Genomic DNA, 24,543 nt, shown 5'->3' on the forward strand with positions numbered 1-24,543 from the left:
GGACGGACGCGATGCGTCATGTCACAGCAAGGAAAGGCACGACTCGATGACAGCTCCTGTGAACGACGGGCCTCCGTCCGACTCCCTACGATCGAGTGCGGACACGACGCGGCCCTGGATCGAGCAGCGCACCGCTGCGCTCGACCCCGGGAATCCTGATGCCGTGCGGTCGGATCCACGGAACGCAGCACCGGTCGGAGACGTTCCCGACGTACCGTGGGGACCGGAGGCTCCCGAAACCCACGCACGGCGCCGCTACGAGCGGCGTCGCATCGATGCGCTGCTGGACGTCCTGACCGACAGGCAACGCGACATCCTGCATCTGCGGGTCGTCCACGGCATGTCGACGGCGGAAACCGCCGCCGTCCTGCACATCACGCCCGGCGCGGTCCGGCTCGGACAGCACCGCGCACTGTCTCGGCTGCGCGTCGCCCTGACCCGGCCTGCGGATGAGCCGATCACCTGCCGAGGCACGGCGGTTCCGCTCGATGCCCGGCGCCGCGACGCGACCCGGCCTGCGTGCCGCCGGCCGTTCGGTGTGCGGTGTGCGGTGTGCGGTGCCGAGCGTGCACGTCCCGTCGTTGTCCCGACCGGGGTGTACCGGACCGTATGTGTGCTTCATGTTCCCCAACGGGTGATCCGGACGCTCGGACGGGCGGGGTGGCAGAGACAGGGGGACAAGATCCGCGTCGCGGAGGACTGGGTGTCGGCCCGGAGGAGACCGCGCGACCGTGTCCGTCTCCACCGGACGGGGATGCGACTACTCTTCGTCGGAGATCGATGATCGGCGATCCGAGGGGTGGCTCATGGCAGGTGCGATCGGGCAGTCCCTGCCGATTGCGGTCGGCCTGCTGCTGGCGGCGATGCCGATAGTGATGCTGTCGGTGCTCTTGGTCACCAAGCGGCCGCTGCGCGTCTCCTATGCCTTCGTCGGCGGCTGGTTCGCGGGTCTGCTCGTGGTGGGCGCCGTGGTCATCGCGGTGGCGGATGTGATCATGCTGTCTGACGAGCCCACCTGGTGGGCCGCTGCTGCGAAACTCGTGCTGGGAGTCGTGCTGGTCCTCCTGGCCGTCCGGAAGTGGTACTCGCGGCCGCAGCCGGGAGAGGAATCCACCGTGCCCGGATGGATGGCGGCCGCCCAGACCATGACCGCTCGACGGGCTCTGGCTCTCGGGTTTCTGTTTGCGGCGGCGAATCCGAAGAACCTCGCCCTGGTTGCAGCCGGCGCGGTGGTGATCGCGGACGCGACTGCGCGCGTTCCCGAACAGATCGTGGCGCTGATCGTCTTCGCGGTCGTAGCCAGTCTGGGGGTGGCTGCCCCGCCCGTGGTGCGCGGCGTGTTCGCCGACCGTGCCGACCGGGCGCTCGCGGCCGCCGACGAGTGGATGACCCGCCAACACACGGTGATCATGGCGGCGGTTCTTCTGATCCTCGGCCTGATCCTGATCGGCAACGGGATCGCCGGGCTGTGAGTCGGACGGCGAAGGAGCTCGGCCGACGAATCTATCGGCAGTTATGGACAACTATGGAGAGGTTCAGATAAGTCGCCATAAGTCTCTATACTCGGTTCGTGGATCTCGAGCTCAACCCGTTCAAGCCCGGCTCCGGCCTGCGGCCGCCGGCGCTCGAGGGGCGTGACGAGCAGATCGGGGCGTTCGAACTCCTCGTCGCCCGCAGCAAGCGGCAGAACTACGACCGTGGACTCATCCTGTCGGGACTGCGGGGAGTCGGGAAGACGACCCTGCTCAACGCCCTCGTCGAGCACGCCGACCGGCAGGGTTGGCTGACGATCGCCCTCGAGGCGCGACCCAACGAGGCCGGGACCAGCGCCGTCCGCGCCAAGCTCTCCCAGGAGCTGACCGTCGGACTGCGCCGTTACAGCCGCAAGCACCGGATCCAGCATGCGATCGATCCGCTCATCGATCTCGCCCGGGGTTTCTCCCTCGGCCTCGGCCTCGGGCCGGCCACCGCGAGCTTCTCCCTCGACCAGCCCCCGGCGGCCAGCGGGGACATCGACCTCGATCTCGAGGAACTCGTCGAGGCGATCACCGCCGAACTGCGGCCGAGATCCAGTGCCTTCGGATTGTTCGTCGACGAGATGCAGGACCTCGACTCCGATCTGCTGTCGGCGCTGCTCGCCGTCCAGCACCGGGCGAGCCAGCGGGAATGGCCGTTCTTCCTCATCGGTGCCGGACTGCCCAATCTTCCCGCGGTCCTGGCCGGCAACCGCTCGTACGCGGAGCGCCAGTTCCTCTACAGCACCATCGGCCCCCTCTCGCCGACCGCCGCCGCCGACGCCCTGCGGATCCCGGTGCGCCGCCAGGGCGGGGACTTCACCGACGACGCCCTCGCCGTGCTCGTCCAGGCCAGCGGGGGCTATCCGTACTTCCTGCAGGAGTTCGGGAAGGCGATCTGGAACATCGCTCCGCACAGCCCCTTCCAGCTCGAGGATGCCGAGCTCGCCGTCGAGGTGGGCCGCCGTCACCTCGATGAGAAATTCTTCCCGTCGCGCTGGAACCGGGCCACCGACCGTGAGCGCCGGTATCTCACCGCACTCGCCGCGGCCGGCGAGGAGGCACCCCGGTCCGGAAAGGTCGCCCAGCTGATGGGCTCGACGGCCACCGGCGTCAGCGACGTCCGCAACTCGGCCATCCGCAAGGGCCTGATCTGGGCGCCGGAGCACGGTCGCATCGCCTTCACCGTCCCGGGTATGGCCGACTTCATCCGCCGCCAGCCGGCGGAGTAACCGGGTCACCGGCCCCGCTCGGCCACCATCCGGTCCACGGCGCGCACGCTGAGTACCTGGTCCAGCGCCATGGAGGCGCAGCCGATCATCCCGGAGCGATCGCCGTGCGACCACGGCAGGATCTGCAGGGCACGGGTGGCGACGGACACCGCATCGCGATAGAGGGTCTCGCGCAGTCCGGCGACAAACACGTCGTAGGCCTCGGCCATGTCGCCGCCGACGACGAGCACCGCCGGGTCGAGGAGGTTGACGGCGCCGGCGATGACCTCGCCGATCCGCCGGCCGCTGTCGCGAATCATGCGGCGCGCCTCCGCATCTCCGCCGACGGCGAGGGCCACGACGTCGCGGATGTGGGTCACGTCCCGGCCCTGCTCCTGCAGGTCACGGACCAGCGCCCAGCCCCCGGCGATCGCCTCGACGCAGCCGACGTCGCCGCAGCGGCACAGGACGCCCTGCGCCGCAGCGGTCTTGGTGTGCCCGATCTCGCCGGCCGCGCCCACCGCGCCGCGCTGCAGCACCCCGCCCGACACGATGCCCGCCCCGAGACCCGTGGAGGCCTTGATGAGGAGCATGTCGTCGAACTGCCTTCGTTCGCCCAGTCTTTCGGCGAGCACCATGACGTTCGCGTCGTTGTCGACGAAGACCGGTGCGCCGCCGAGGTCCGCCAGGAACGGCTGCAACTCGACACCGTCCCAGCCGGCCATCATCGGCGAATCCAGGCTGCAGCCGCGGACCGTGTCCACGGTGCCCGGCAGGCTCACCCCGATGCCGACGGTGCGGGGGGCGCCGGGACCGAGCGCGTCGCGCAGGTCGGCGAGGTGCGCGGCCACCTTCGGCATCAGCTCACCCGGGCTCGCCCCGATCTCCTGCTCGAGGTCCTCGGTACGGAGCAGTTCCCCGGCGAGATCGCAGACGGCGAGCTGGGTGCGACTGCGGCCGATCGCGACGACGAGCACGATGCCCGCCCCCGCCCCGAAGGTGAGGGTGAGGGGCGGGCGCCCCCCGGTCGAGGGCCCCTCCTCCGTTTCGACGACGAGGCCGAGGTCCTGGAGCGCCGCGACCCGGGCCGCGACGGCGGTGCGGGAGAGCCCGGTGTGGTGCCCGATCTCGCTTCGGGTGGTCGCGGCGCCGGCACGGACGAGGGTGAAGACCTCGCCCGCTGTGGCGGGCGCGCTGGAGGATCGGCTCATACCGCCATTGAACCAAGGAAACGCACTCGAGAGCGCCCGGCGCTGCGGCAGGACGCCACATCCCAGCGGACTTTGTTCTTAGAAATGCGTAAGTTTGTTGTTTCAGTGCGGAAGATGCTCTACGGTTGCGAGTGACAGCCCTCACCCCCTCATTCGGGAGGACAAGCCATGTCACCCGCCGCCCCCTGTACCGTCGTCGTCTTCGGCGGCACCGGCGATCTCGCCGTCCGTAAGCTCCTGCCCGCCCTCTACCTGCGCGATCGGGACGGCCAGCTGCCACCCCGCAGCCGGATCGTCGGCGCCGCACGCGCCGGCCTCGACACCGACGGCTACCGCGACAAGATTCGCGGCGAGCTCGCGCGCTTCGTGCCCGCTCCCCTGCTGGACGCCGGCACCCTCACCCGGTTCCTGGACCGCCTCGACTACGTGAGCCTCGACTTCGCAGGCGGGGACGACTGGTCCGCCCTGCACGACGTCCTGACCCCGGACTCCGTGCGCGTGTTCTACCTCGCCTGCGCCCCTTCGCTGTTCGGGCCGATCTCCCATCACCTCGCCCGGCACGGACTCGTCGAACCGACCTCCCGGGTGGTGCTCGAGAAGCCCATCGGCCGCGACCTCGCCTCCGCCCACGCGATCAACGACGCGGTCGGCGAAGTGTTCGACGAGTCGCAGATCTTCCGCATCGACCACTACCTCGGCAAGGAGAGCGTCCAGAACCTGCTGGTCACCCGGTTCGCGAACACCCTGCTCGAGCCGCTGTGGAACTCGACGTGGATCGACCACGTCCAGATCACCGTCTCCGAATCCCTCGGCGTGGGCACCCGCGGCGGCTACTACGACACCTCCGGCGCGCTGCGCGACATGCTGCAGAACCACCTGCTGCAGGTGCTGTGCCTGGTGGCGATGGAACCGCCGACGATCGTCGACCGCGAAACGGTGCGCGACGAGAAACTCAAGGTGCTGCAGGCACTGCGGCCGATGACGGCCGACGACGTCGAAAGATTCACCGTCACCGGGCAATACGGACCCGGACTGGTCGACGGCGGTGCCGTGCCCGGATATCGCGACGAGGTGGAGAACCCGGACAGCCGCACCGAGACCTTCGTCGCGGTGCGCGCGGAGGTGCGCAACTGGCGCTGGGCCGGCGTGCCGTTCTACCTCCGCACCGGCAAGCGCCTCGAGAAGCGCAGCTCCGAGATCGTGGTGCAGTTCAAGGACGTTCCGCACCCGATGTTCCCCCGCGCCGAAGGCGCCACCGAACCCAATCGACTGGTGATCCGGCTGCAGCCCGACGAGGGCATCTGCCTGCACATGACCGCCAAGGAACCCGGACCCGGCGGGATCCGCCTGCGCCCGGTCTCCCTGGATCTGAACTACGTCGACGCGTTCGACCGGCCCTCGCCCGACGCGTACGAGCGGCTGCTGATGGACGTGGTGCGGGGCGACCCGACCCTGTTCATGCGGCGCGACGAGGTCGAGACCGCATGGGCGTGGGTCGAACCGATCCTGCAGACCTGGGACCGCACCGGTCGGATGCCGCGCCGCTACCCGGCGGGAACGTCCGGCCCCACCGACGCGACCACCCTCATCGAGCGCGACGGACGCGCCTGGTACGAAGGAACTTCCGTATGAGCCATCCCGTTCTGGACCGGGTCACCGACCGCATCGTCCGGCGCAGCCGCGCCGAGCGCGGCGCCTACCTCGAGCGGCTGCGTGCCGCCGCCGACAAGGGCCCCGCCCGCGGGCGTCTCGCGTGCGCCAACCTGGCCCACGGATTCGCCGCCGCCGAACCTGCCGACAAGTCCGCGCTGCGCGGGCTGGTGAAGCCGAACATCGCGATCGTCTCCTCCTACAACGACATGCTCTCCGCGCACCGGCCTTTCGAGGACTACCCGGCACGGCTGAAGGCCGCGGTCCTCGAGGCCGGGGGCATCGCGCAGTTCGCCGGTGGCGTCCCGGCCATGTGCGACGGCATCACCCAGGGCCGCGACGGCATGCAGCTGTCGCTGTTCAGCCGCGACGTCATCGCAATGTCCACCGCAATCGCGTTGTCGCACGACATGTTCGACGGAGCCCTCATGCTCGGTGTCTGCGACAAGATCGTCCCCGGCATGCTGATCGGCGCGCTCGGCTTCGGGCACCTGCCGACGGTGTTCGTCCCGGCCGGGCCGATGACGTCGGGGTTGCCCAACGGCGAGAAGGCCCGGGTGCGGCAACTCTACGCGGAGGGCCGCGCCGGCCGCGAAGACCTGCTCGAGGCCGAGGCCGCCTCCTATCACGGCGCCGGCACGTGCACGTTCTTCGGCACCGCCAACTCCAATCAGCTGCTGATGGAGGTGATGGGCCTGCACCTGCCCGGGGCGAGTTTCGTCAATCCCGGCACCGAACTGCGGGACGCGCTCACCGACGAGGCCGCGCGCCGCGTCACTGGCCTGACCGCCCTCGGCTCCGACTTCACCCCGGTCGGTGAGGTCGTCGACGAGCGGGCCGTCGTCAACGGCTGCGTCGCACTGCTCGCCACCGGCGGCTCCACCAACCACACGATGCACCTGGTGGCGATCGCCCGGGCCGCCGGGATCACCCTCACGTGGCGCGACCTGGCGGACCTGTCGGCCGTCGTGCCGCTGCTCGCCCGGATCTACCCCAACGGCGCGGCCGACGTGAACCACTTCCACGCCGCCGGCGGGCTCGGTGTCGTGGTCTCGGACCTGCTCTCGGCGGGCCTGCTGCACGACGACGTCACCACCGTCGCCGGGCCGGGGCTGCACCGGTACACGCAGGAGCCGCGGCTGCGCGACGGGACGCTGCGGTGGGAGGCCGGGCCGTCGGCGAGCCTGGACCGCACCGTGCTGCGCGGCGTCGCGGATCCGTTCGCCGTCGACGGCGGGCTCAAGGTGCTCGACGGCAACCTGGGCGAGGCCGTGCTCAAGGTGTCCGCGGTCACCCCGGAGCACCACGTCGTCACCGCCCCGGCGCGGGTGTTCGACGACCAGGCCGACTTCCTCGCGGCGTTCGAGGCTGGCGAACTCGACCGCGACGTCGTGGCCGTGCTGCGCTACCAGGGCCCGCGCGCGAACGGGATGCCCGAGCTGCACAAGCTCACCCCGGCGCTGGGGGTGCTGCAGGATCGGGGGCGCCGGGTCGCGCTGGTGACCGACGGCCGGATGTCGGGCGCGTCCGGCAAGGTTCCCGCCGCCATCCACGTCACGCCCGAGGCCGCGGCCGGGGGTCCGCTCGCCCGCGTCCGCGACGGCGACCCGATCACCGTCGACGCCGTCGCCGGCTCGCTGTGTGTGCACCTGTCCGACGCCACGCTCGCCGGCCGCGCGGCGACCGGTCACGCCCCCACCGACGACGCCTGGACCGGCACGGGCCGTGAGCTGTTCGCGGGCCTGCGGGCCACCGTGGGCCCGGCCACCCACGGCGCCAGCGTCTTTCAATCCGACTTCGCGTGAAGGAGACCCCGATGAGCCTGCTGGACGTGACCCCCGTCGTGCCCGTCGTCGTGATCGACGATGCCGCCGACGCCGTCCCGATCGCCCGGGCCCTCGCCGACGGCGGCGTGCCCATGATCGAGCTGACCCTGCGCACCCCGTGCGCCCTCGAGGCGATCGAGCGGATCGCTGACGAGGTCCCCGACATCACCGTCGGTGCCGGCACGATCGTCGAACCCGGCCAGGCCGCGCAGGCCGCGGCGGCCGGTGCGCGCTTCCTGGTGTCGCCGGGCGCGACGGAGTCGCTGCTGAAGGCCATGACCGACACCGGGCTGCCGCACCTGCCGGGGGCGGCGACCGTCTCGGAGGTACTGCTGCTGCTCGAACGCGGCTACCGCGAGATGAAATTCTTTCCCGCGGAGGCCGCAGGCGGCACCCGGTTCCTCGCGTCCGTCCACTCCCCCGTGCCGGCGGCCCGGTTCTGCCCCACCGGCGGAATCTCGGTCGCGACGGCCCCCGACTACCTCGCGCTGCCCAATGTGGGCTGCGTGGGGGGCTCGTGGCTCACCCCCGCCGATGCGGTGCAGACCCGGGACTGGGCCCGGATCACCCGCCTCGCGCAGGTGACCACGGGACTGCGCCGGGCCGAGGCGTAGGCGAACCGGACTCGCCTCCGCCCCGCTCGGATGCGGCGGGGGCGAGTCCTCGACGTCACCGCATCCGCGCGCCCGATCGTCGTACGCGACCGTCGCGACGCGTGCGGACGACCGCGCAGGTCGCGGATGGTCCCGGCCGTCCGGAGCGAACGGACGGTCGCGGGCCGGTACCCTGAGCGGATGCGTGAGGACACCGAACATCCCGGCTCGCAGTCGTCGCTGCGTTCGGCCAATCAGCAACGGGTGGTTCGGGTTCTGCAGTCGGGCGGGGAGCTCACCCAGGCGGAGATCGCCCGGCGCACCGGTCTGGCCCCGGCGACGGTGTCGAATCTGGTTCGGGAACTGACCACCGGCGGGCTGGTGGAAGTGGCCGCGGCGGAGCGTCCGGGCCAGCGGGGCCGGGCAGTCAAGCTCACCCGGTCGGCGGGCCTGGCCGTCGGAATCGACTTCGGGCACCGGCATCTCACCGTCGCCGTCGCCGACCTGTCACACGAGATCCTCGCCGAGAAGCGGGTCGAGCTGGCAACCGGGCACCGCGCCGAGGACGGAATAGAAAGAGCCGGAGCACTTCTCGACGACGCTCTCGTCGAACTCGGGTGTGGCCGCGACGCCGTGGCGGCCGTCGGCATGGGACTGCCCGCACCGGTCGAGTCCGCCACGCACCGTATCGGCGGGCCGTCCATCCTGCCGGGCTGGGTCGGCGTCGACCCGGAAGCCCTCGCCGCCGAGCGGCTCGCGCTTCCCGTCCATGTCGACAACGACGCCAATCTCGGCGCACTGGCCGAACACATCTGGGGTGCCGGGCGCGGCATGGACGACCTGGCCTACATCAAGCTGTCCGACGGCGTCGGCGCCGGACTGGTCCTGGACGGGCGGCTCTACCGTGGCCGCGCCGGCACGGCCGGGGAGATCGGTCACACCTCCCTCGACGAGTTCGGCCAGGTGTGCCGGTGCGGCAACCGCGGCTGCCTCGAGACGATGGTGGCCTCCCATGTGGTGATCGGGCTGCTCGAGCCGAGCCGGGGGCCCGGCCTGACGATCGCGGACGTGGTGGCACTCGCCGAGGCCGGCGACGCCGGGTGCGCCCGGGTGCTCGCGGACACCGGCCGTCACGTCGGGGTCGCGGCGGCGGGCCTGTGCAACCTGCTCAATCCGCAACTGATCCTGATCGGCGGCGAACTCGCCCTGGCGGGAGAGTTGCTGCTCGAGCCGCTGCGCCGCGCGATCGAGCGGTATGCGGTGCCCAGCGCCGCGCGCACCGTGCAGGTGCGCACCGCGGCCCTCGGGGCCCGCGCCCAGGTGCTCGGGGCGGTCGCCCTGGGCCTGCGGGCGGCCAACCCGCACTGATGATCGACTCCGACGACTTCGCGCCCTTCCGCGCCACCGATTGAGTTCAGAATTGAACATAGACGTCCATCCGGATCGATTTGTTCGTTCATTTCTTGACGATAGAGACGTCTTCGCCCTACTGTGGTCCAGCACACAGTTCGCGTGACCGCCGCCACACGCCTCCCGGAACGGGACCGCCGCGGCCGGTTCCCGCCGCCTACGAGGAGTCCCATGAGCAACCACGTCGCGCTCCCGACCGTCCCCGACACCGGGCCCGACACCGCCGGCGCCGCAGTGCCGGTCCGCATCGCCGTCATCGCCGCGCTCGGCGGCCTGTTGTTCGGCTTCGACAGCGCCGTCATCAACGGCGCCGTCTCGGCCATCGAATCCCGGTTCGCCGTCTCGTCCGCCGTCCTCGGCTTCGCCGTCGCCTCGGCCCTGCTCGGCGCGGCCGGCGGGGCCGTTCTCGCCGGCCGCATCGCGGACCGCTACGGCCGCCTCACCACGATGCAGGTCGCCGCCGCGATGTTCCTGGTCAGCGCGCTCGGTACCGGATTCGCCTTCAACGTCGAAACTCTCGTCCTGTTCCGGATCGTCGGCGGCGTCGGCGTCGGACTCGCCTCCGTCATCGCCCCCGCCTACATCGCCGAGATCTCCCCCGCCCGGGTGCGCGGCCGCCTGGGATCGCTGCAGCAGCTCGCGATCGTCGTCGGCATCTTCGCCGCCCTGCTCGTCGACTACGCGCTCGCCGCCCTCGCCGGCGGTTCCCGCGAGGAACTGTGGTTCGGGCTCGAGGCGTGGCGCTGGATGTTCCTGTCCATGACCGTCCCCGCGCTCGTGTACGGATTCCTGACCCTCACCATCCCGGAGTCCCCGCGCTATCTCGTCGCGAAGGGCCGCATCGGCGAGGCCCGCGGCATCCTCGGCATGCTGCTCGGCGAACAGGGCATCGACCTGCGCATCGAATCGATCCGCGCCACCCTCGGCCACGAGCACACCCCGTCGCTGCGCGACCTGAGAGGACCCGCGCTGGGCCTGCTGCCCATCGTGTGGATCGGCATCGGACTTTCGGTGTTCCAGCAGTTCGTCGGCATCAACGTGATCTTCTACTACTCCAGCATTCTCTGGCAGGCAGTGGGATTCGACGAGAGCAGCTCCCTCGTCATCACCGTCGTCACCTCCGTCGTCAACATCGCCACCACCCTCGTGGCCATCGCTTTCGTCGACCGCGTCGGACGTCGCCCCCTGCTGATCATCGGCTCGGCCGGCATGGCCGTCACCCTCGCCACGATGGCCGTCGTCTTCGCCACCGCCTCGACCACCGTCGTCGACGGTGTGACCACCCCGCACCTGACCGGACTGCAGGGACCGATCGCGCTGATCGCCGCGAACCTGTTCGTCGTCGCCTTCGGCATGTCGTGGGGGCCGGTCGTGTGGGTGTTGCTCGGCGAGGCCTTCCCCAACCGGATCCGCGCGGCGGCTCTGTCGCTCGCCGCCGGTGCGCAGTGGGCGGCCAACTGGGTCGTCACCGTTTCCTTCCCCGCCATGAAGGAACTGTCGCTGGGGATGTCGTACGGCTTCTACGCCGTGTGCGCGGTGCTGTCGCTGCTGTTCGTCCTGCGCTGGGTGAAAGAGACCAAGGGCCGCGAGCTCGAGGACATGGACGCCGCCTAACCCGTCCGGCAACTGAAGTCAGGGAGAGAACAGACATGGCACTGACCATCGGAATCGACGTGGGCGGCACCAAGGTCGCCGCCGGCGTGGTCGACGAACACGGCACCCTGCACGCCCGGCTCCGCCGCGCCACCCCGTCGGACGACCCCGCCCGCACCGAGGACGTCGTCGCCGACGTCGTCCGCGAACTCCGCGCCACGCACGACGTGTGTGCCGTGGGCATCGGCGCCGCCGGGTTCGTCGCCTCCGATCGTCGTACCGTCCTGTTCGCCCCCAATCTCGCGTGGCGCGGCGAACCGCTCGGGGCGGCCGTCGAGGCCGCGTGCGGGTTGCCCACCGTCGTCGAGAACGACGCCAACGCCGCCGCCTGGGGTGAGGCGCGCTTCGGCGCCGGCCGCGGTGCCCGCACCGCGATCGTGCTCACCGTCGGCACCGGCATCGGCGGTGGACTGATCATCGACGGCGCCCTGCACCGCGGATCCTCGGGACTGGCCGCGGAACTCGGCCACCTCAACGTCGAACCGCACGGGCGTCGCTGCGGGTGCGGCAACCACGGCTGCTGGGAGCGGTACGCCAGCGGGCGCGCCCTGGTGCGGGAGGCGCAGGAGATCGCGAGCGTCTCGCCCGCGCTCGCCGGCCGGCTGCTCGAGCTGGCCGGCGGGCGCGCCGAGCAGATCACCGGGCACCACGTCACCACCGCCGCCCGCGAGGGCGACGCCGCCGCGCTCGAGTGCTTCCGCACGATCGGCACGTGGCTCGGGCACGGCATGGCCGACCTCGCCGCGTTCCTCGACCCGGAGGTGTTCGTCCTCGGCGGCGGTGTGTGCGAGGCCGGGGAATTGCTGCGCGGGCCCGCCGTCGCCACGTTCGCCCAGCGGCTGACCGGACGCGGGCACCGCCCGGCCGCCCCGGTGCGCCTGGCCGAGCTCGGCCCCGACGCCGGGATCGTCGGGGCCGCGGACCTGGCTCGGCGCCGCACGGACGACGCCACGCGCCTCGAGGTCGTGGCCGTCGCCTGACCGCCGAGTTGCCGAGCTGCCGAGCTGCCGAGCTGCCGACTCGATCCGACGAGGTGGACGGTACATTCGCTCGGTCCCACCCGCTCCCCCTCGGGTCCCGCCCGCGGTGCCGGAGCTACGTCGGAAAGCGCACCTCGGCAGCGGCGCTGCCATAGGCTCGCACCATGACGGCAACGGCGGCGATCGGCTCACCGGCGGAGCTGACGCGGGCACTGGACACCACCGGGTACCTCGCCGACGACGGGCTCGCGACGGTGGCGTTCCTGGCGCTGCGCATGGGCCGCCCGCTGTTCTGCGAGGGGGAACCCGGCACCGGCAAGACGTCGCTGGCCGTCGCCCTCGCCGACGCGCTGGACCTGCCGCTGATCCGGTTGCAGTGCCACGAGGGCATCGACGCGTCCCAGGCGCTCTACGACTGGGACTTTCCCCGGCAGCTGCTGCACCTGCGCACCCTCGAAGCCGCGAGCGGCGGCCGGCTCGAGGCCGAGGAGGCGGAGCGCTCGCTGTACACCGAGCGGTTCCTGCTCGCGCGACCCCTGCTGCAGGCGCTCACCGACGCGCCGTGCGTGCTGCTCGTCGACGAGATCGACCGGGCCGACGACGAATTCGAAGCCTTCCTGCTGCAGGTGCTCGACGAGAACGCCGTGACCATCCCCGAACTCGGACAGGTGCGGGCGCAGACGCCGCCGCTGGTGGTGCTGACCTCGAACCGCACCCGCGAGGTGCACGACGCCCTGAAACGCCGCTGCCTGTACCACTGGCTCGAACATCCCGACCTCGCGCGGGAGGTGGAGATCCTGCGCCGCCGCATCCCGGGCATCGACGGACACCTCGCGACGCAGGTCGCCCACGCCGTGCAGACCATGCGCGGGATGGACCTGCTCAAGCCGCCCGGGGTCGCCGAGTCGCTGGACTGGGCCCGAGCGCTGCGGGAACTGGACCGCGACGTGCTCGACGCGGCGACCGCGGCCGCGACGCTCGGTGCCGTCCTGAAGTACCGGGAGGACCTCGACCGAGTGGTCCGCACCGGGCTCGACCGGCTCCTGACGGGGTGAGACCCGCAATGACGACGACCGCCGACGCCGGGGGTTCCCTCGTCGGGATCACCGGCTTCACCCGCGTCCTCGCCGCGGCCGGCCTGTCCGTCGCCTCGGACGCCGCCGTGGCCTACCTGCGCGCCCTGCGCGAGATCGACCTCGGCGACCGCCGGCAGGTGTACTGGGCCGGGCGCGCAACCCTGTGTCACGACCCCGACGACATCCCCCGCTACGACCTCGCGTTCGAGAGCTGGTTCGGCGGAACGGCACCCGAGGTGACGTCGCCGCGCACGCGCACTCCGCGCCGGGCCCGCATCGCGGGCCTCACGCCGTCGGGAGGCGACGAGACCGCCGGCGGCGGCCCCGAACTGCGGGTCGCCGCGGACGACACCGACGTGCTCCGCCGGCGCGACATCGCGGAACTGACCGACGCCGAGCGGGCACACCTCGCGGAGCTGATCGCGACGCTGCATCCTCGGCCGCCCACCCGTCCGGCGGTGCGGTTGCGCCCGTCGCGCCGGGGGCGCATCGACCCGCGCCGCACGGTGCGCCGGATGCTCGCGGCCGGCGGCGAACCCGTCCGGCCGAGCCGGCACGGCAGGGCCACCCGGGCGCGCCGCGTGGTGCTGCTGCTCGACGTCTCCGGCTCGATGAGCCCGTACGCGGACGCGCTGCTGCGTTTCGCGCACGTGGTGACCCGCGCCGATCCCGCCCACACCGAGGTGTTCTCCCTCGGCACCCGCCTCACGCGGCTCTCGCGCGCGCTGCGGGCCCGCGACCCGGAATGCGCCCTCGCCGCGGCGGGCCGGGCGGTCCCCGACTGGGCGGGCGGCACCCGGCTCGGCGAGACCCTGCGGGCCTTCCTGAACCGGTGGGGCCGGCGCGGCCTCGCGCGCGGCGCCGTCGTGGTGATCTTCTCGGACGGGTGGGAACGCGGCGATCCGGCCCTGCTCGCCGAGCAGCTCGCCCAGCTGCGGCGGCTCGCCCACGCCGTCCTGTGGGTCAATCCGCACGCCGGGGCAGCCGGGTACGAGCCCGTGCAGTCCGGCATCGCGGCCGCCCTGCCGCATCTCGACCGTCTGCTCGCGGGGCACAGCCTCGCGACGCTGCAGGAACTGCTCGAGGAGGTCCACCGTGCGTGAAGTTCTCGACGAACTCGAACGTCGCTACCGGGCCGGTGACACCGTCGCCCTCGGAACCGTGGTCTCGACGTTCCGGTCCGCGCCCCGCGCACCGGGCGCCGCGATGCTCGTCGCCGGGGACGGCACGGTGACCGGCAGCGTCTCCGGCGGTTGCGTGGAAGGCGCCGTGTACGAGCTCGGGCAGCAGGTGCTCGACGACGGGGTGCCCGTGTTGCAGCGGTACGGCGTGTCCGACGACGACGCCTTCGCCGTCGGCCTCACGTGCGGCGGCATCATCGACGTGTTCGTCGAACGGGTGGATGCCGCCGCATTTCCCGAGCTGGGTGAAGTCGTCGCGTCGATGCGGGCCGAGGAGGCCGTCGCGGTCGCCACCGTCACCGAACATCCCGATCCGGCATGGGTGGGGCGTCGCCTGGCGGTGTGGCCGGATCGCGCGCGCGGGTCGCTGGGGTCGGCGCGGGCGGACGACGCCGTCGCCGACGACGCGCGGGGTCTGCTCGCCGCGGGCCGGACCGCGACGCTGCACTACGGGCCCGACGGGCAGCGCCGGGGCGAGGGCATGTCGGTGTTCGTCCACTCCTTCCAGCCGCCGCCGCGGTTGCTGGTGTTCGGCGCCATCGATTTCGCGGCCGCCATGGCGCAGCTCGGCTCGTTCCTCGGCTACCGCGTGACGGTGTGCGACGCCCGGGGCGTGTTCACCACCGCCGCCCGGTTCCCCGCCGCCGACGAGGTGGTCGTGGACTGGCCGCACCGCTACCTCGCCGCCGAGGCGGCCGCGGGGCGCGTGGACTCGCGCACCGTGGTCACGGTGCTCACCCACGACCCGAAGTTCGACGTGCCGCTGCTCGAGGTGGCGTTGCGGCTCGACCTGGCCTACGTGGGCGCGATGGGCTCGCGGCGCACGCACGAGGACCGGTCGGCGCGCCTGCGTGAAGCGGGGATGACGGACGACGAGCTCGCGCGGCTGTGCTCTCCCATCGGGCTGGATCTCGGGGCGCGCACACCGGAGGAGACCGCGGTGTCGATCGCGGCCGAGATCATCGCGCTGAAGTGGGGCGGCCGCGGCGAGCACCTCGCCCGCACCGCGGGCCCGATCCACGCCCACGAGGACACCGCGGTGCCGGGTCAGTAGGGGCGCGGCGGTCAGTTCTCGGCGACCACCCGGAACTGCTCGAGCGAGGTGTCGGTCGCGTCGGGAATCGTCATCCCGGCGTTCACGCCGCTGCGCAGGTAGTCGACGACGGCGTCGTCGAGGCGCTCCCCCGGCACGACCGCGGGAATGCCCGGCGGGTAGGGAGTGATCTGCTCGGCCGCGATGCGCCCGGCGGCCCGGCTCGCATCGACCATCTCCGCCTTGCCGAAGAACGCGTCGCGCGGTGACATCACCGAGTCGAGCTGCAGTTCGCCGGGGGTCGGCAGGTACATCTGCGGCGGCGGATCGAACGACTCCGCGGCCTGCGACAGCGCCTCCAGCGCCGAGACGAGCCGATCGGCGGTGCTCTCGTCGTCGGCCATGGACAAGGTCGCCAGGATGCGCCGGTGATCGGTCATGCCGAGATCGAGCCGGCAGTGCTCGCGCAGCCAGTCGCTGCACTGGTAGCCGGAGGCGCCGAGCTCGCTCACGTCGATCAGCACCTGCAGCCGATCCAGGTCGTGCGAGGCCTCCTCGCCGAGCAGCCGGTCCTCGAGGACGGCGAGACCGTCGATCCCGGCGATCCGCTCACGGGTCCGCCGGGCCAGGTGCAGGGCGTCGCCGAGCAGTTCGGTGCCGTACTCGACCATCTGCCGGCGCCACCCGTCGATCGCCGTGTAGATCATCACGTTCGGGCTCGTCGTCATCAGCAGATCGGCGCAGGCCGACAGGTGTGCGCCGTCCACCAGGTCGCCCTGCAGGTGATAGACCGATCCCTGCTCGAAGCCGGCACCCATCTTGTGGACACTGACGACACAGATGTCGGCGTCGGCGTCCATCGCCCAGGTGGGCAGGTCGTCGTGGAACGGCAGGTGCGCACCCCACGCCTCGTCGACGATGAGGGGCTTGCCCCGCTCGTGACAGACGTTCGCGATGCCCTCGATGTCGGCGCACGTGCCGTAGGGACTGGGACTGACGATCAGCGCGCCGGCCGCGTCCGGGTACTTCTCCCACGTCTCGCGCACCTGTTCCGGCGACGGCGGATGCGAGAAGTGCATCTCCTCGTCCCAGCGGGGCGTGATCCAGCGGGGCGTGACGCCGCTGAAGATCAGACCGGCCACGATCGACTTGTGCGAGTCCCGGCCGACGAGCAGTCCCCCCGGGTCGTTGCCCGCCACCGCCATCATCGCGGCCTTGACCGACAGCGAGCTTCCGCAGGTGGAGAAGAACGCCTGCTGCGCTCCCACCGCCTCGGCCATGAGCTGCTCGGCCCGCGACAGGTAGCCGTTGCGCGACCTGCGGTCGTCGAGGCCGCCGGAGGCGAGCACGTCCGAGCGGAAGGGGTCGAGCCCGAGCACCTTCTTCACCCGCGGGTCGGCGCCGCGCCCCTGGCGGTGGCCGGGCGGGGAGAACCCGTAGCGGTCGAGTCGGTGGTACTGATCCAGCGCATCCAGCATGGGAGTTTCGGACTGGTCCATGCCCGACGGGTACCCCGCGCGCGCCCCCGCGACGCGGGTCAGCTTCGCGAATCGTTCCCGACGCGGAACCGGGTCCGGTAGCACTCGGCCGCCTCGTCGAGCATCTCGTCGGACAAGCGCGCCAGCGGGCGGGCGCGCACGACGAGCGGTTCGTGGTCCGGTCCCTCGCCGACCACCGTGCCGGTCAGCAGCCACGCGAATCGGCCGCTCTCGCGGCCCAGCTCGGCGTACTTGCGGATCCGGCGCGCCACCCAGTCGACGGCGGGCCGCGGCCACCACGGCTCCGGGACGATCCTGGTCACCGACAACCCGGGCAGTGTCACGTCGGCCTCGTAGTCCCGGCTCGGGCCCTTCCGCGCATCGCTGTCCGGTCCCTTCGAGTACCGCAGGTAGATCTCGGAGTCGTGGGACATCACCAGGTCCGTCAGTTCCGCCAGGCTGCCGACGACGGGAAGGTCCCGGCCGGCGCCTCGCTCGACGATCTCCTCCACCGTGGTCACCTCTCACCTCCGCCTGTCGTTCTCCGACGAACGTGTCCGTGCGGATTCCCTCGCTCCGGTCGTCGCAAACGCGGGAACGAGGTTGATCCGCCACCGATTCGGCGAATCGGCGTGTTCGGTGGTCACCGTTGGAGCACAGTGTCAGTGAACACTTCTCGACGATCTTGGATCCCGGATGTTCCCGGCATTGGAGGCCCGATGCGCATCACTGTCACCGTCGACGGGACGGCCTACACGGACGAGGTGGAACCGAGGCTCCTGCTCGTGCACTATCTGCGCGAGCGGCTCGGCAAGGTCGGCACCGTGGTCGGCTGCGACACCAGCAACTGCGGCGCCTGCACCGTCCATCTCGACGGCCGCAGCGTCAAGTCCTGCTCGGTGCTCGCCGTGCAGGCCGACGGTTCGGAGGTCACCACCGTCGAAGGCCTGTCCCGCGACGGCGTGCTGCACCCCGTCCAGCAGGCGTTCCACGACAACCACGCCCTGCAGTGCGGCTACTGCACGCCCGGCATGATCATGTCGACGATCGACCTGCTCGAGGAGAATCCCGATCCCGACGAGCAGGAGGTGCGGCTCGGCCTCGAAGGCAACCTGTGCCGCTGCACCGGCTACCAGAACATCGTGAAGGCGGCACTGGACGCGGCGCAGAAGGCCCGCGCCGCCGAACTGCAGACCGACGCGGCCGCGGGAGGCGGACGATGACCAGTACCGTCGAACCGGAGATCGGCCAGGCGCGGCGGCGCAAGGAGGACGAGCACCTCGTCACCGGACGCACCCGCTGGACCGACAATCTCGTCCTCCCCGGGATGCTGCACATGGCGATCCTGCGCAGCCCGTTCGCCCACGCCCGCATCACCTCGATCGACACGTCGGAAGCCCGGCAGAGGCCCGGCGTGGTGGCGGTGCTCACCGGTGCGGACGCCTCACCGGAGCAGGGCAGCCTGCCGTGCGCGTGGGTGATCACCCCCGACATGAAGATCCCGCCCGCGCCGTCCCTGGCCGTCGACACGGTCAACTTCGCCGGGGAGGCCGTCGCCGTCGTCGTCGCGCGCAGCGCCTACGAGGCGCACGACGCCCTCGAGGCGATCGACGTGGACTACGACGACCTGCCCGTGGTCCTCGACCTGGCGGACGCGGCCCGCGACGGCGCCGACCTCGTGCACCCGGACCTCGGCACCAACGTCAGCGCGACGTGGACGTTCGATTCCGCCGAGGCCGGTACCGGGGGCGACGTCGAGCAGGCCATCCGGGACGCCGAGGTGGTCGTCGAGCGTACGTTCCGGCAGCAGCGGCTCATCCCGGCGTTCATGGAGCCGCGCTCCGTCGTGGTCGACCCGACCGGCCCGCAGATCACGGTGTGGTCGGCCACGCAGGTCCCGCACATCCTCAAGATCATGCTGGCGATGACGCTCGGCATCCCCGAGCACAAGCTGCGGGTGATCGCCCCGGACGTCGGCGGTGGTTTCGGCGGCAAGCTGCAGGTGACGCCGGAGGAGCTGCTCGCCCTGCTCGTCGCGCGCCGGCTCGGGAAACCGGTGAAGTACACCGAAACCCGCAGCGAGTCGATGGTCGCGGCGCATCACGGCCGCGACCAGATCCAGAAGCTCACCCTCGCCGCGCGCCGCGACGGCACCGTCGTCGGCCTGAAGGTGGAGCTGCTGGCCGACATGGGCGCCTACCTGCGGCTGGTCACCCCGGGTGTACCGATCCTGGGTGCGTTCATGTTCAACGGCATCTACAAGTTCGGCGCCTACCACTTCTCCTGCACCAACGTGTTCACCAACAAGGTGCCCACCGACGCCTACCGCGGGGCAGGCCGGCCGGAGGCGACGTTCGGAATCGAACGCATCATGGACGAACTCGCCGCCGAACTGTCGATGGATCCGCTCGAGCTGCGAGCGAAGAACTGGATCCGGCACGAGGAGTTCCCGTTCGACACCGTCGCGGGCCTGACGTACGACTCGGGCAACTACGAGGCCGCCACCGCGAAGGCCCGCGACCTGTTCCACTACGACGAGCTGCGCCGTGAGCAGGAGGAACGCCGTCGCCGGAACGATCCGGTCCAGCTCGGCATCGGGGTGTCGACCTTCACCGAGATGTGCGGCCTGGCCCCGTCGCGGGTGCTCGGCTCGCTCAACTACGGGGCGGGCGGCTGGGAGCACGCCGCGATCCGGATGCTGCCCACCGGCCGGGTCGAAGTGGTGACCGGCTCGTCGTCGCACGGGCAGGGGCACGAGACGGCGTGGAGCCAGATCGTCGCCGACCGGCTCGGCGTGCCGTTCGAGGATGTCGAAGTGCTGCACGGCGATACGCAGACCTCCCCGCGCGGGCTGGACACCTACGGATCCCGGTCGCTGGCCGTGGGCGGCGTGGCGGTGGTCAAGGCCGCGGAGAAGGTGATCGCGAAGGCCCGTCCGATCGCGGCGCACATGATGGAGTGCTCGGAGGACGACCTCGAGTTCACCGAGGGCCGGTTCCGGGTCCGCGGCACCGAGAAGGCCGTGGGCATGAGCGACATCGCGCTCGCGGTGTTCACCGCCGCGGACCTGCCCGAGGGCATCGAACCCAACCTCGACTCCGAGGCCACCTACGACCCGGACAACTTCTCGTTCCCGCACGGCACGCACCTGTGCGCCACCGAGGTGGACACCGAGACCGGGCAGGTGCGTATCCGCTCGTACGTGTGCGTCGACGACGTCGGGCACGTCGTCAACCCGCTCATCGTGGAGGGCCAGGTGCACGGCGGCCTCGCCCAGGGCATCGCGCAGGCCCTGTACGAGGAGGCCGTGCACGACGAGTCCGGCACCCTGCTCAGCGGCTCGTTCGCCGAGTACCTGCTGCCGTCGGCCGCGGACCTGCCGACGTTCACCACCGACCGCACCGAGACCCCCGCGACCGGAAACCCGCTGGGCGTCAAGGGGGTCGGCGAGTCCGGCACGATCGCCTCCACGCCGGCGGTGGTCAACGCCGTCCTCGACGCCGTGCGCCACCTCGGCGTGCGGGACATCGAGATGCCGTGCACGCCGATGCGGGTGTGGCACGCCGTCGAATCAGCTCGGAACTCGGCTCAGGGAGGCGCCCGATGATCCCGTCGACGTTCGACTACGTCGCGCCCACCACCGTCGACGAGGCCGTCGCCGCCCTGGCCTCGGCGGGGGAGGACGCCAAGATCATCGCCGGGGGGCAGTCCCTGATGCCGGTGCTGCGGCTGCGGCTGGCGGCCCCCACCACGCTCGTCGACCTCGGACGGGTCCCGGAGTTGCGGGGTGTCCGCGAGGACGGCGGCGACCTCGTGATCGGGGCGATGACCACGCACCACGACGTGATCCACGATCCACTCGTGCGGGAGCACGCCCGGTTGCTCGCGGAGGCCACGAGCACGGTGGCCGACCCCCAGATCCGGCACCGGGGCACCCTCGGCGGGGCTCTGGCCCACGCCGATCCCGCCGGGGATCTCGGCGCCCCGGTGCTCGCGCTCGAGGCGACCCTTGTCGCGGCGGGACCGTCGGGGCGGCGCAGCATCCCCGTCGCGGACTTCTTCGACGACTACTTCACCACCACCCTGCAACCCGATGAGATCCTCGTCGAGGTGCGGATCCCCAAGCGCACGGGATGGGCGGCGCGGTACGAGAAGTTCAACCGGGTGGCGCACGCCTGGTCGATCGTCGCGGTCGCCGCCACCGTGCAGACGGACGGCGGCACGATCCGGCAGGCCCGGGTGGCGCTGACCAACATGGCGGCCGTGCCGGTCCGCGCGCACGCCGTCGAGCAGGCACTCGTCGGGCAGCCCGCGACGGCCGACACCATCCGGGCCGCCGCCGAGCGGGCCACCGAGGGCACCTCCCCCATGAGCGACGGCAACGCCGACGCCGACTACCGTCGCCAGCTCGCGCGGGTGCTCACGCGCCGTGCGGTGTCGACGGCAGCGGACGTCGCCTGAGCAAGCACTGGAGACGAAAACCATGCAACTCGAACACCACATGTCCGTGCCGGCACCCGTCGACGAGGTGTGGACGGCACTGCTCGATCCGGAGAAGGTGGCACCCTGCATGCCCGGGGCCACCCTCACCGGGGTCGACGGCAACACCTTCACCGGCACGGTGAAGATCAAGATGGGGCCGGTGCAGCTGCTGTACAAGGGAACCGGCAAGTTCGTCGAGACCGACGAACAGGCGCGTCGCGCGGTCATGGAGGCCGCCGCGAAGGACTCGCGCGGCAACGGCACCGTGAACGCGACGTTCACGATCACGCTCATCGGTGACGGCGACCGCACCGAAGGCACCGTCGTGACCGACCTGTCCATCACGGGCAAGCCCGCCCAGTTCGGCCGGGGCATGATCTCCGACGTCGGCGGCAAGATCATCGAGCAGTTCACGGCGTGCCTGGCGGACAAGCTCGGCGGCCCGCCCGCCGCGCCGGCCCCGGCCCCGACGCCGGAAGCGGTCACACCCGCCGCGCCCGCCGCACCGGCGGTCGCGCCGGTGACCCCGGCCCCGGCGGCGCAACCCACCGAGGCTGCCCCGCTGGACCTGATGCAGTTCGCCCGCGGGTCGGTGCTGAAGAGGGTCGGGCCGGCGGTGGCCGTCGGGGCGCTGCTGGCGCTGATCGTCTACCTGGTGCTGCGGCGCCGACAGGGGTGAGCCGAGGCCGCCGAGCCCGCCGAAAACGCACGGACCCGCCGAAAACGGACGGACCCCGCCGGCGCATACATCCGAGAGCGCCGGCGGGGTCGTCGGGCGCCGGCACGACCGCGAGGTCCTTCCGGCGGATCACCCACGCAGGGGGGAGTGGGTGATCGCCCTCCACGCTAACGCGACACGAAACCCGTGCGCCGCCCCCGCAGCACGAAAGACGCAACCGTTGCGGGATCGATATCCGCCGCGGCCCGACGGAATGAAACCGGAACCGGTGGAGGTTGGACTCGGCGTGACGGATTCGACGAAGGCAGAGAACTCGACGCAGACTCCCCCGCTCGGCCGTTTCGGCGTCTGGCGGCACGCGACCGGTCTCCCCCCGGAGACCGGGGCCGAGATCGAGAAACTCGGTTACGGCACGATCTGGATCGGCGGCTCACCGCCCGCCGACCTCGAGGTGGCCGAACGCCTCCTCGACGCCACCGAGACCGTGGTCGTCGCCACCGGCATCGTCAACATCTGGACCGCTCCCGCCGACGAGATCGCCGCCTCCTACCACCGGCTCGAGGAGCGCCACCCCGGCCGCTTCCTGCTCGGGGTCGGCGTCGGCCACCCCGAGGCGCACGGTGAGACGTACCGCAAGCCGTACACGGCGCTGGTCGAATACCTGGACGTGCTCGACCGCGAGGGCGTACCCGCGGCGCGGCGGGTGCTCGCCGCGCTGGGACCGAAGGTGCTGAAGCTGTCCGCAGACCGGTCCGCCGGGGCCCATCCCTACCTCACCACCCCCGAGCACACCCGTGAGGCGCGCGACGTGCTCGGCCCGGACGTCGTGCTCGCGCCCGAGCAGAAGATCGTGCTGTCCACCGACGTCGCCACGGCCCGCGACGTCGGCCGCAAGGCCGTGGCCAACCCGTATCTGAAACTGCGCAACTACCGCGCGAATCTGGAACGCACCGGCTTCACCGCCGAGGAACTCGACAACGACGGCACCGACCGGGTCGTCGACGCACTCGTCGCGCACGGCGACGCGGAGTACATCGCGACCCGGCTGCGAGAGCACCTCGACGCCGGGGCGGACCACGTCGCGGTGCAGACCCTGCCGATGCGCGACGACCCGGTCCCGGCCCTGCGCGAGGTAGCCGCAGCTCTCGGGCTCTGACACCCGGACGGGACCGCGCCGGCCGGTGCGGTCCCGTCCTCCGCGGCGGGAGCGGTGCGGCGCCGATTCACCGGTCCCCGCTCCGGATCCGGACGCAGCAGAATCCCGGTTCCGGGGCAAGCTCGGTGTCGAGCTCGGCAGTGTCGAGACCGGCAGCCCCGAGCCCGGCGACGACCGCCTCGACCAGAGCGAGGTTCATGCCGCAGACCAGGTCGCGGTGTTCGCCGGCCAGCCGGTCGAAGGGGCAGTTCGCCAACCGGATCTGCCCGTCGCCGGACAGGCGCGGCTCGTAGCCGTGCCGGGCGAGCACCCGCGCCACGCCCTCGAGGCCGGCCGGTGCCTCGACATCGCCTCCGTTCGCGGGGCCGTCCGCCGGGGCCGGCTCCGCCGCGATCCGCCGTCCCCGCTCGGCGGCGGCGGCCCGCACCGCCTCCGCGACGGGCACCGACTCACGCATCGACCGCTCGATGGCAGTTGCCAGAATCTCCCCCGCCAGGTCGTAGCGACGCTCGGGCAGGGAGATCGATAATTCCTGCGACGAGCGCCGGTAGAGCTTCGACGGCCGTCCTGCGCCCGGGCCGGTCCGTCCCGAAAGCCGTCGGAACTCCGTCTCGAGCAGACCGTCGACGACGAGCCGGTCGAGATGGAATTTCGCCGCATGCACCGGCACCTCCACCGCGGCCGCCGCCTCCTCGCGCCCGACCGCGTCCGCCTGCGCGACGACGTACCGGTAGAGCGAGCGCCGGACGGGGTCCGCCAGCGCCCCGATTCCTGCAGCCTGCTCTGCAAACTCGTCCTGCACGCTCGCTCTCCTTCTAAAAGAGAAACTTCTTGACGTAATCTACGTCACATATCTAAAATAGAGTCTACTATCTTTTAGAAGTCAGGAGACTTCGATGAGCACCTCCCCCCTCTCCCCCGCCACGTCCCCTCGCACCCGCATCGACGCCGACGTCGGAGCCCGCCAGGCATTCGTCCTCCTCCGGACCGTCTTCACGGTCGCTCCGATCGCCTTCGGTCTCGACAAGTTCACGAACCTGCTCACCGACTGGGAGCGCTATCTCGCCCCTTGGATCGACGACATCGTCCCCGGCACCGCCCACCAGGCCATGCTCGCGGTAGGAGTGGTCGAGATCCTCGCCGGCATCCTCGTCGCGATCCGACCTGCGATCGGCGGCTACGTCGTCGCCGCATGGCTGCTCGGCATCATCGTCGATCTGGTCACCCTGGGCGGCTACCTCGACATCGCATTGCGCGACGTCGGACTGGCGGTCGCCGCCCTCGCCCTCGCCCGGCTGGCCACCGCCCCGGCCGCCCGGCGCAGAGTCACCGCCGGCACCCCGTGAAGTCGAGCGGCGGGTCCACGGCGGACGCCGACCGTGGACCCGCCGCTCCCGCACCCGAAGGTGA

General features: G+C 71.5%; 22 protein-coding genes. 18 read left to right on the top strand and 4 right to left on the bottom strand.

All coding sequences use genetic code 11. From position 1 onward, the window contains the following. Positions 1-46: 46 nt before the first annotated feature. The 3 genes from F1734_RS26185 to F1734_RS00765 all read left to right on the top strand — a co-directional run bounded on the left by F1734_RS26185 (position 47) and on the right by F1734_RS00765 (position 2,746). Entirely contained in the window at positions 47-784 is a 738-nt protein-coding gene (locus tag F1734_RS26185; RefSeq protein WP_238424075.1) for a sigma-70 family RNA polymerase sigma factor, read from the top strand. Beyond that, complete coding sequence (locus F1734_RS00760; protein WP_203011238.1) at positions 732-1,472, top strand: GAP family protein; 741 nt, start codon at positions 732-734, stop codon at positions 1,470-1,472. The genes F1734_RS26185 and F1734_RS00760 overlap by 53 nt, the downstream gene beginning before the upstream one ends. Positions 1,473-1,570: 98 nt before the next feature. After that, entirely contained in the window at positions 1,571-2,746 is a 1,176-nt protein-coding gene (locus F1734_RS00765) for an ATP-binding protein (RefSeq protein WP_203011239.1), read from the top strand. A gap of 5 nt (positions 2,747-2,751) precedes the next feature. On the opposite strand, the gene F1734_RS00770 is transcribed toward F1734_RS00765, so the two are convergent. Then, the gene (locus tag F1734_RS00770) at positions 2,752-3,936 is read right to left on the bottom strand and encodes an ROK family protein (protein WP_119700175.1); all 1,185 of its coding nucleotides are present in this window, start codon (positions 3,934-3,936) and stop codon (positions 2,752-2,754) included. A gap of 168 nt (positions 3,937-4,104) precedes the next feature. Here F1734_RS00770 and zwf point away from each other — a divergent pair, with 168 nt between their 5' ends. The 9 genes from zwf to F1734_RS00815 all read left to right on the top strand — a co-directional run bounded on the left by zwf (position 4,105) and on the right by F1734_RS00815 (position 15,359). Then, entirely contained in the window at positions 4,105-5,568 is a 1,464-nt protein-coding gene (zwf, locus tag F1734_RS00775; RefSeq protein WP_119700176.1) for a glucose-6-phosphate dehydrogenase, read from the top strand. Continuing rightward, a complete protein-coding gene (edd, locus tag F1734_RS00780; RefSeq protein ID WP_119700177.1) occupies positions 5,565-7,391 on the top strand; it encodes a phosphogluconate dehydratase in 1,827 nt (608 codons plus the stop codon). The genes zwf and edd overlap by 4 nt, the downstream gene beginning before the upstream one ends. 11 nt (positions 7,392-7,402) lie before the next feature. After that, the gene (gene eda, locus F1734_RS00785; RefSeq protein WP_040269975.1) at positions 7,403-8,026 is read left to right on the top strand and encodes a bifunctional 4-hydroxy-2-oxoglutarate aldolase/2-dehydro-3-deoxy-phosphogluconate aldolase; all 624 of its coding nucleotides are present in this window, start codon (positions 7,403-7,405) and stop codon (positions 8,024-8,026) included. A gap of 180 nt (positions 8,027-8,206) precedes the next feature. Next, complete coding sequence (locus tag F1734_RS00790; RefSeq protein WP_040783968.1) at positions 8,207-9,373, top strand: ROK family transcriptional regulator; 1,167 nt, start codon at positions 8,207-8,209, stop codon at positions 9,371-9,373. Positions 9,374-9,586: 213 nt separating this feature from the next. Next, positions 9,587-11,029, top strand: a complete 1,443-nt coding sequence (locus tag F1734_RS00795; RefSeq protein WP_040269977.1) for a sugar porter family MFS transporter — start codon at positions 9,587-9,589, stop codon at positions 11,027-11,029. 35 nt (positions 11,030-11,064) lie between these two features. Further along, positions 11,065-12,048 (top strand): ROK family glucokinase, encoded by a 984-nt coding sequence (locus F1734_RS00800; protein WP_010594154.1) that lies wholly within the window; start codon positions 11,065-11,067, stop codon positions 12,046-12,048. A gap of 164 nt (positions 12,049-12,212) precedes the next feature. Further along, entirely contained in the window at positions 12,213-13,103 is an 891-nt protein-coding gene (locus F1734_RS00805; protein WP_059174560.1) for an AAA family ATPase, read from the top strand. Positions 13,104-13,111: 8 nt separating this feature from the next. Continuing rightward, entirely contained in the window at positions 13,112-14,227 is a 1,116-nt protein-coding gene (locus F1734_RS00810; protein ID WP_203011240.1) for a vWA domain-containing protein, read from the top strand. After that, the gene (locus F1734_RS00815; protein WP_203011241.1) at positions 14,220-15,359 is read left to right on the top strand and encodes an XdhC family protein; all 1,140 of its coding nucleotides are present in this window, start codon (positions 14,220-14,222) and stop codon (positions 15,357-15,359) included. The genes F1734_RS00810 and F1734_RS00815 overlap by 8 nt, the downstream gene beginning before the upstream one ends. 11 nt (positions 15,360-15,370) lie before the next feature. Here F1734_RS00815 and F1734_RS00820 read toward each other — a convergent pair whose 3' ends face one another. Beyond that, positions 15,371-16,837 carry an aminotransferase class I/II-fold pyridoxal phosphate-dependent enzyme gene (locus F1734_RS00820; protein ID WP_203011242.1) on the bottom strand — a complete coding sequence of 489 codons (1,467 nt, stop codon included), beginning with the start codon at positions 16,835-16,837 and terminating at the stop codon, positions 15,371-15,373. Positions 16,838-16,875: 38 nt separating this feature from the next. Beyond that, entirely contained in the window at positions 16,876-17,337 is a 462-nt protein-coding gene (locus F1734_RS00825; RefSeq protein WP_010594159.1) for a DUF6098 family protein, read from the bottom strand. A 198-nt stretch (positions 17,338-17,535) separates the two neighbouring features. Between F1734_RS00825 and F1734_RS00830 the strand changes: the two genes are divergently transcribed. The 5 genes from F1734_RS00830 (at position 17,536) to F1734_RS00850 (ending at position 23,133) form a co-directional block, all read left to right on the top strand. Beyond that, the gene (locus F1734_RS00830) at positions 17,536-18,039 is read left to right on the top strand and encodes a (2Fe-2S)-binding protein (RefSeq protein ID WP_003938697.1); all 504 of its coding nucleotides are present in this window, start codon (positions 17,536-17,538) and stop codon (positions 18,037-18,039) included. After that, complete coding sequence (locus tag F1734_RS00835) at positions 18,036-20,423, top strand: xanthine dehydrogenase family protein molybdopterin-binding subunit (protein ID WP_203011243.1); 2,388 nt, start codon at positions 18,036-18,038, stop codon at positions 20,421-20,423. The genes F1734_RS00830 and F1734_RS00835 overlap by 4 nt, the downstream gene beginning before the upstream one ends. Then, on the top strand, positions 20,420-21,277 hold the full coding sequence (locus F1734_RS00840; protein ID WP_010594161.1) for an FAD binding domain-containing protein: 858 nt from the start codon (positions 20,420-20,422) through the stop codon (positions 21,275-21,277). The genes F1734_RS00835 and F1734_RS00840 overlap by 4 nt, the downstream gene beginning before the upstream one ends. A 22-nt stretch (positions 21,278-21,299) precedes the next feature. Further along, positions 21,300-21,977 carry an SRPBCC family protein gene (locus F1734_RS00845; protein WP_203011244.1) on the top strand — a complete coding sequence of 226 codons (678 nt, stop codon included), beginning with the start codon at positions 21,300-21,302 and terminating at the stop codon, positions 21,975-21,977. 253 nt (positions 21,978-22,230) lie between these two features. Further along, the gene (locus F1734_RS00850) at positions 22,231-23,133 is read left to right on the top strand and encodes an LLM class F420-dependent oxidoreductase (protein WP_010594164.1); all 903 of its coding nucleotides are present in this window, start codon (positions 22,231-22,233) and stop codon (positions 23,131-23,133) included. Positions 23,134-23,200: 67 nt separating this feature from the next. Here F1734_RS00850 and F1734_RS00855 read toward each other — a convergent pair whose 3' ends face one another. After that, positions 23,201-23,935, bottom strand: a complete 735-nt coding sequence (locus F1734_RS00855) for a helix-turn-helix transcriptional regulator (protein ID WP_064066250.1) — start codon at positions 23,933-23,935, stop codon at positions 23,201-23,203. Positions 23,936-24,029: 94 nt separating this feature from the next. Here F1734_RS00855 and F1734_RS00860 point away from each other — a divergent pair, with 94 nt between their 5' ends. Further along, positions 24,030-24,479 carry a hypothetical protein gene (locus F1734_RS00860; RefSeq protein ID WP_203011245.1) on the top strand — a complete coding sequence of 150 codons (450 nt, stop codon included), beginning with the start codon at positions 24,030-24,032 and terminating at the stop codon, positions 24,477-24,479. The last annotated feature ends 64 nt before the right edge of the window (positions 24,480-24,543 follow it).

The sequence above is a fragment of the Rhodococcus ruber genome, from assembly GCF_016804345.1.
In the GTDB taxonomy this organism is placed as follows: domain Bacteria; phylum Actinomycetota; class Actinomycetes; order Mycobacteriales; family Mycobacteriaceae; genus Rhodococcus; species Rhodococcus ruber.

Excerpts from the sequence above, each read along its gene's own strand:
- F1734_RS26185 (WP_238424075.1), top strand. The coding sequence starts at position 47 with ATGACAGCTCCTGTGAACGACGGGCCTCCGTCCGACTCCCTACGATCG.
- F1734_RS00770 (WP_119700175.1), bottom strand. The coding sequence starts at position 3,936 with ATGAGCCGATCCTCCAGCGCGCCCGCCACAGCGGGCGAGGTCTTCACC.
- zwf (WP_119700176.1), top strand. The coding sequence starts at position 4,105 with ATGTCACCCGCCGCCCCCTGTACCGTCGTCGTCTTCGGCGGCACCGGC.
- edd (WP_119700177.1), top strand. The coding sequence starts at position 5,565 with ATGAGCCATCCCGTTCTGGACCGGGTCACCGACCGCATCGTCCGGCGC.
- eda (WP_040269975.1), top strand. The coding sequence starts at position 7,403 with ATGAGCCTGCTGGACGTGACCCCCGTCGTGCCCGTCGTCGTGATCGAC.
- F1734_RS00790 (WP_040783968.1), top strand. The coding sequence starts at position 8,207 with ATGCGTGAGGACACCGAACATCCCGGCTCGCAGTCGTCGCTGCGTTCG.
- F1734_RS00795 (WP_040269977.1), top strand. The coding sequence starts at position 9,587 with ATGAGCAACCACGTCGCGCTCCCGACCGTCCCCGACACCGGGCCCGAC.
- F1734_RS00800 (WP_010594154.1), top strand. The coding sequence starts at position 11,065 with ATGGCACTGACCATCGGAATCGACGTGGGCGGCACCAAGGTCGCCGCC.
- F1734_RS00805 (WP_059174560.1), top strand. The coding sequence starts at position 12,213 with ATGACGGCAACGGCGGCGATCGGCTCACCGGCGGAGCTGACGCGGGCA.
- F1734_RS00810 (WP_203011240.1), top strand. The coding sequence starts at position 13,112 with ATGACGACGACCGCCGACGCCGGGGGTTCCCTCGTCGGGATCACCGGC.
- F1734_RS00820 (WP_203011242.1), bottom strand. The coding sequence starts at position 16,837 with ATGGACCAGTCCGAAACTCCCATGCTGGATGCGCTGGATCAGTACCAC.
- F1734_RS00830 (WP_003938697.1), top strand. The coding sequence starts at position 17,536 with ATGCGCATCACTGTCACCGTCGACGGGACGGCCTACACGGACGAGGTG.
- F1734_RS00835 (WP_203011243.1), top strand. The coding sequence starts at position 18,036 with ATGACCAGTACCGTCGAACCGGAGATCGGCCAGGCGCGGCGGCGCAAG.
- F1734_RS00840 (WP_010594161.1), top strand. The coding sequence starts at position 20,420 with ATGATCCCGTCGACGTTCGACTACGTCGCGCCCACCACCGTCGACGAG.
- F1734_RS00845 (WP_203011244.1), top strand. The coding sequence starts at position 21,300 with ATGCAACTCGAACACCACATGTCCGTGCCGGCACCCGTCGACGAGGTG.
- F1734_RS00850 (WP_010594164.1), top strand. The coding sequence starts at position 22,231 with ATGAAACCGGAACCGGTGGAGGTTGGACTCGGCGTGACGGATTCGACG.
- F1734_RS00860 (WP_203011245.1), top strand. The coding sequence starts at position 24,030 with ATGAGCACCTCCCCCCTCTCCCCCGCCACGTCCCCTCGCACCCGCATC.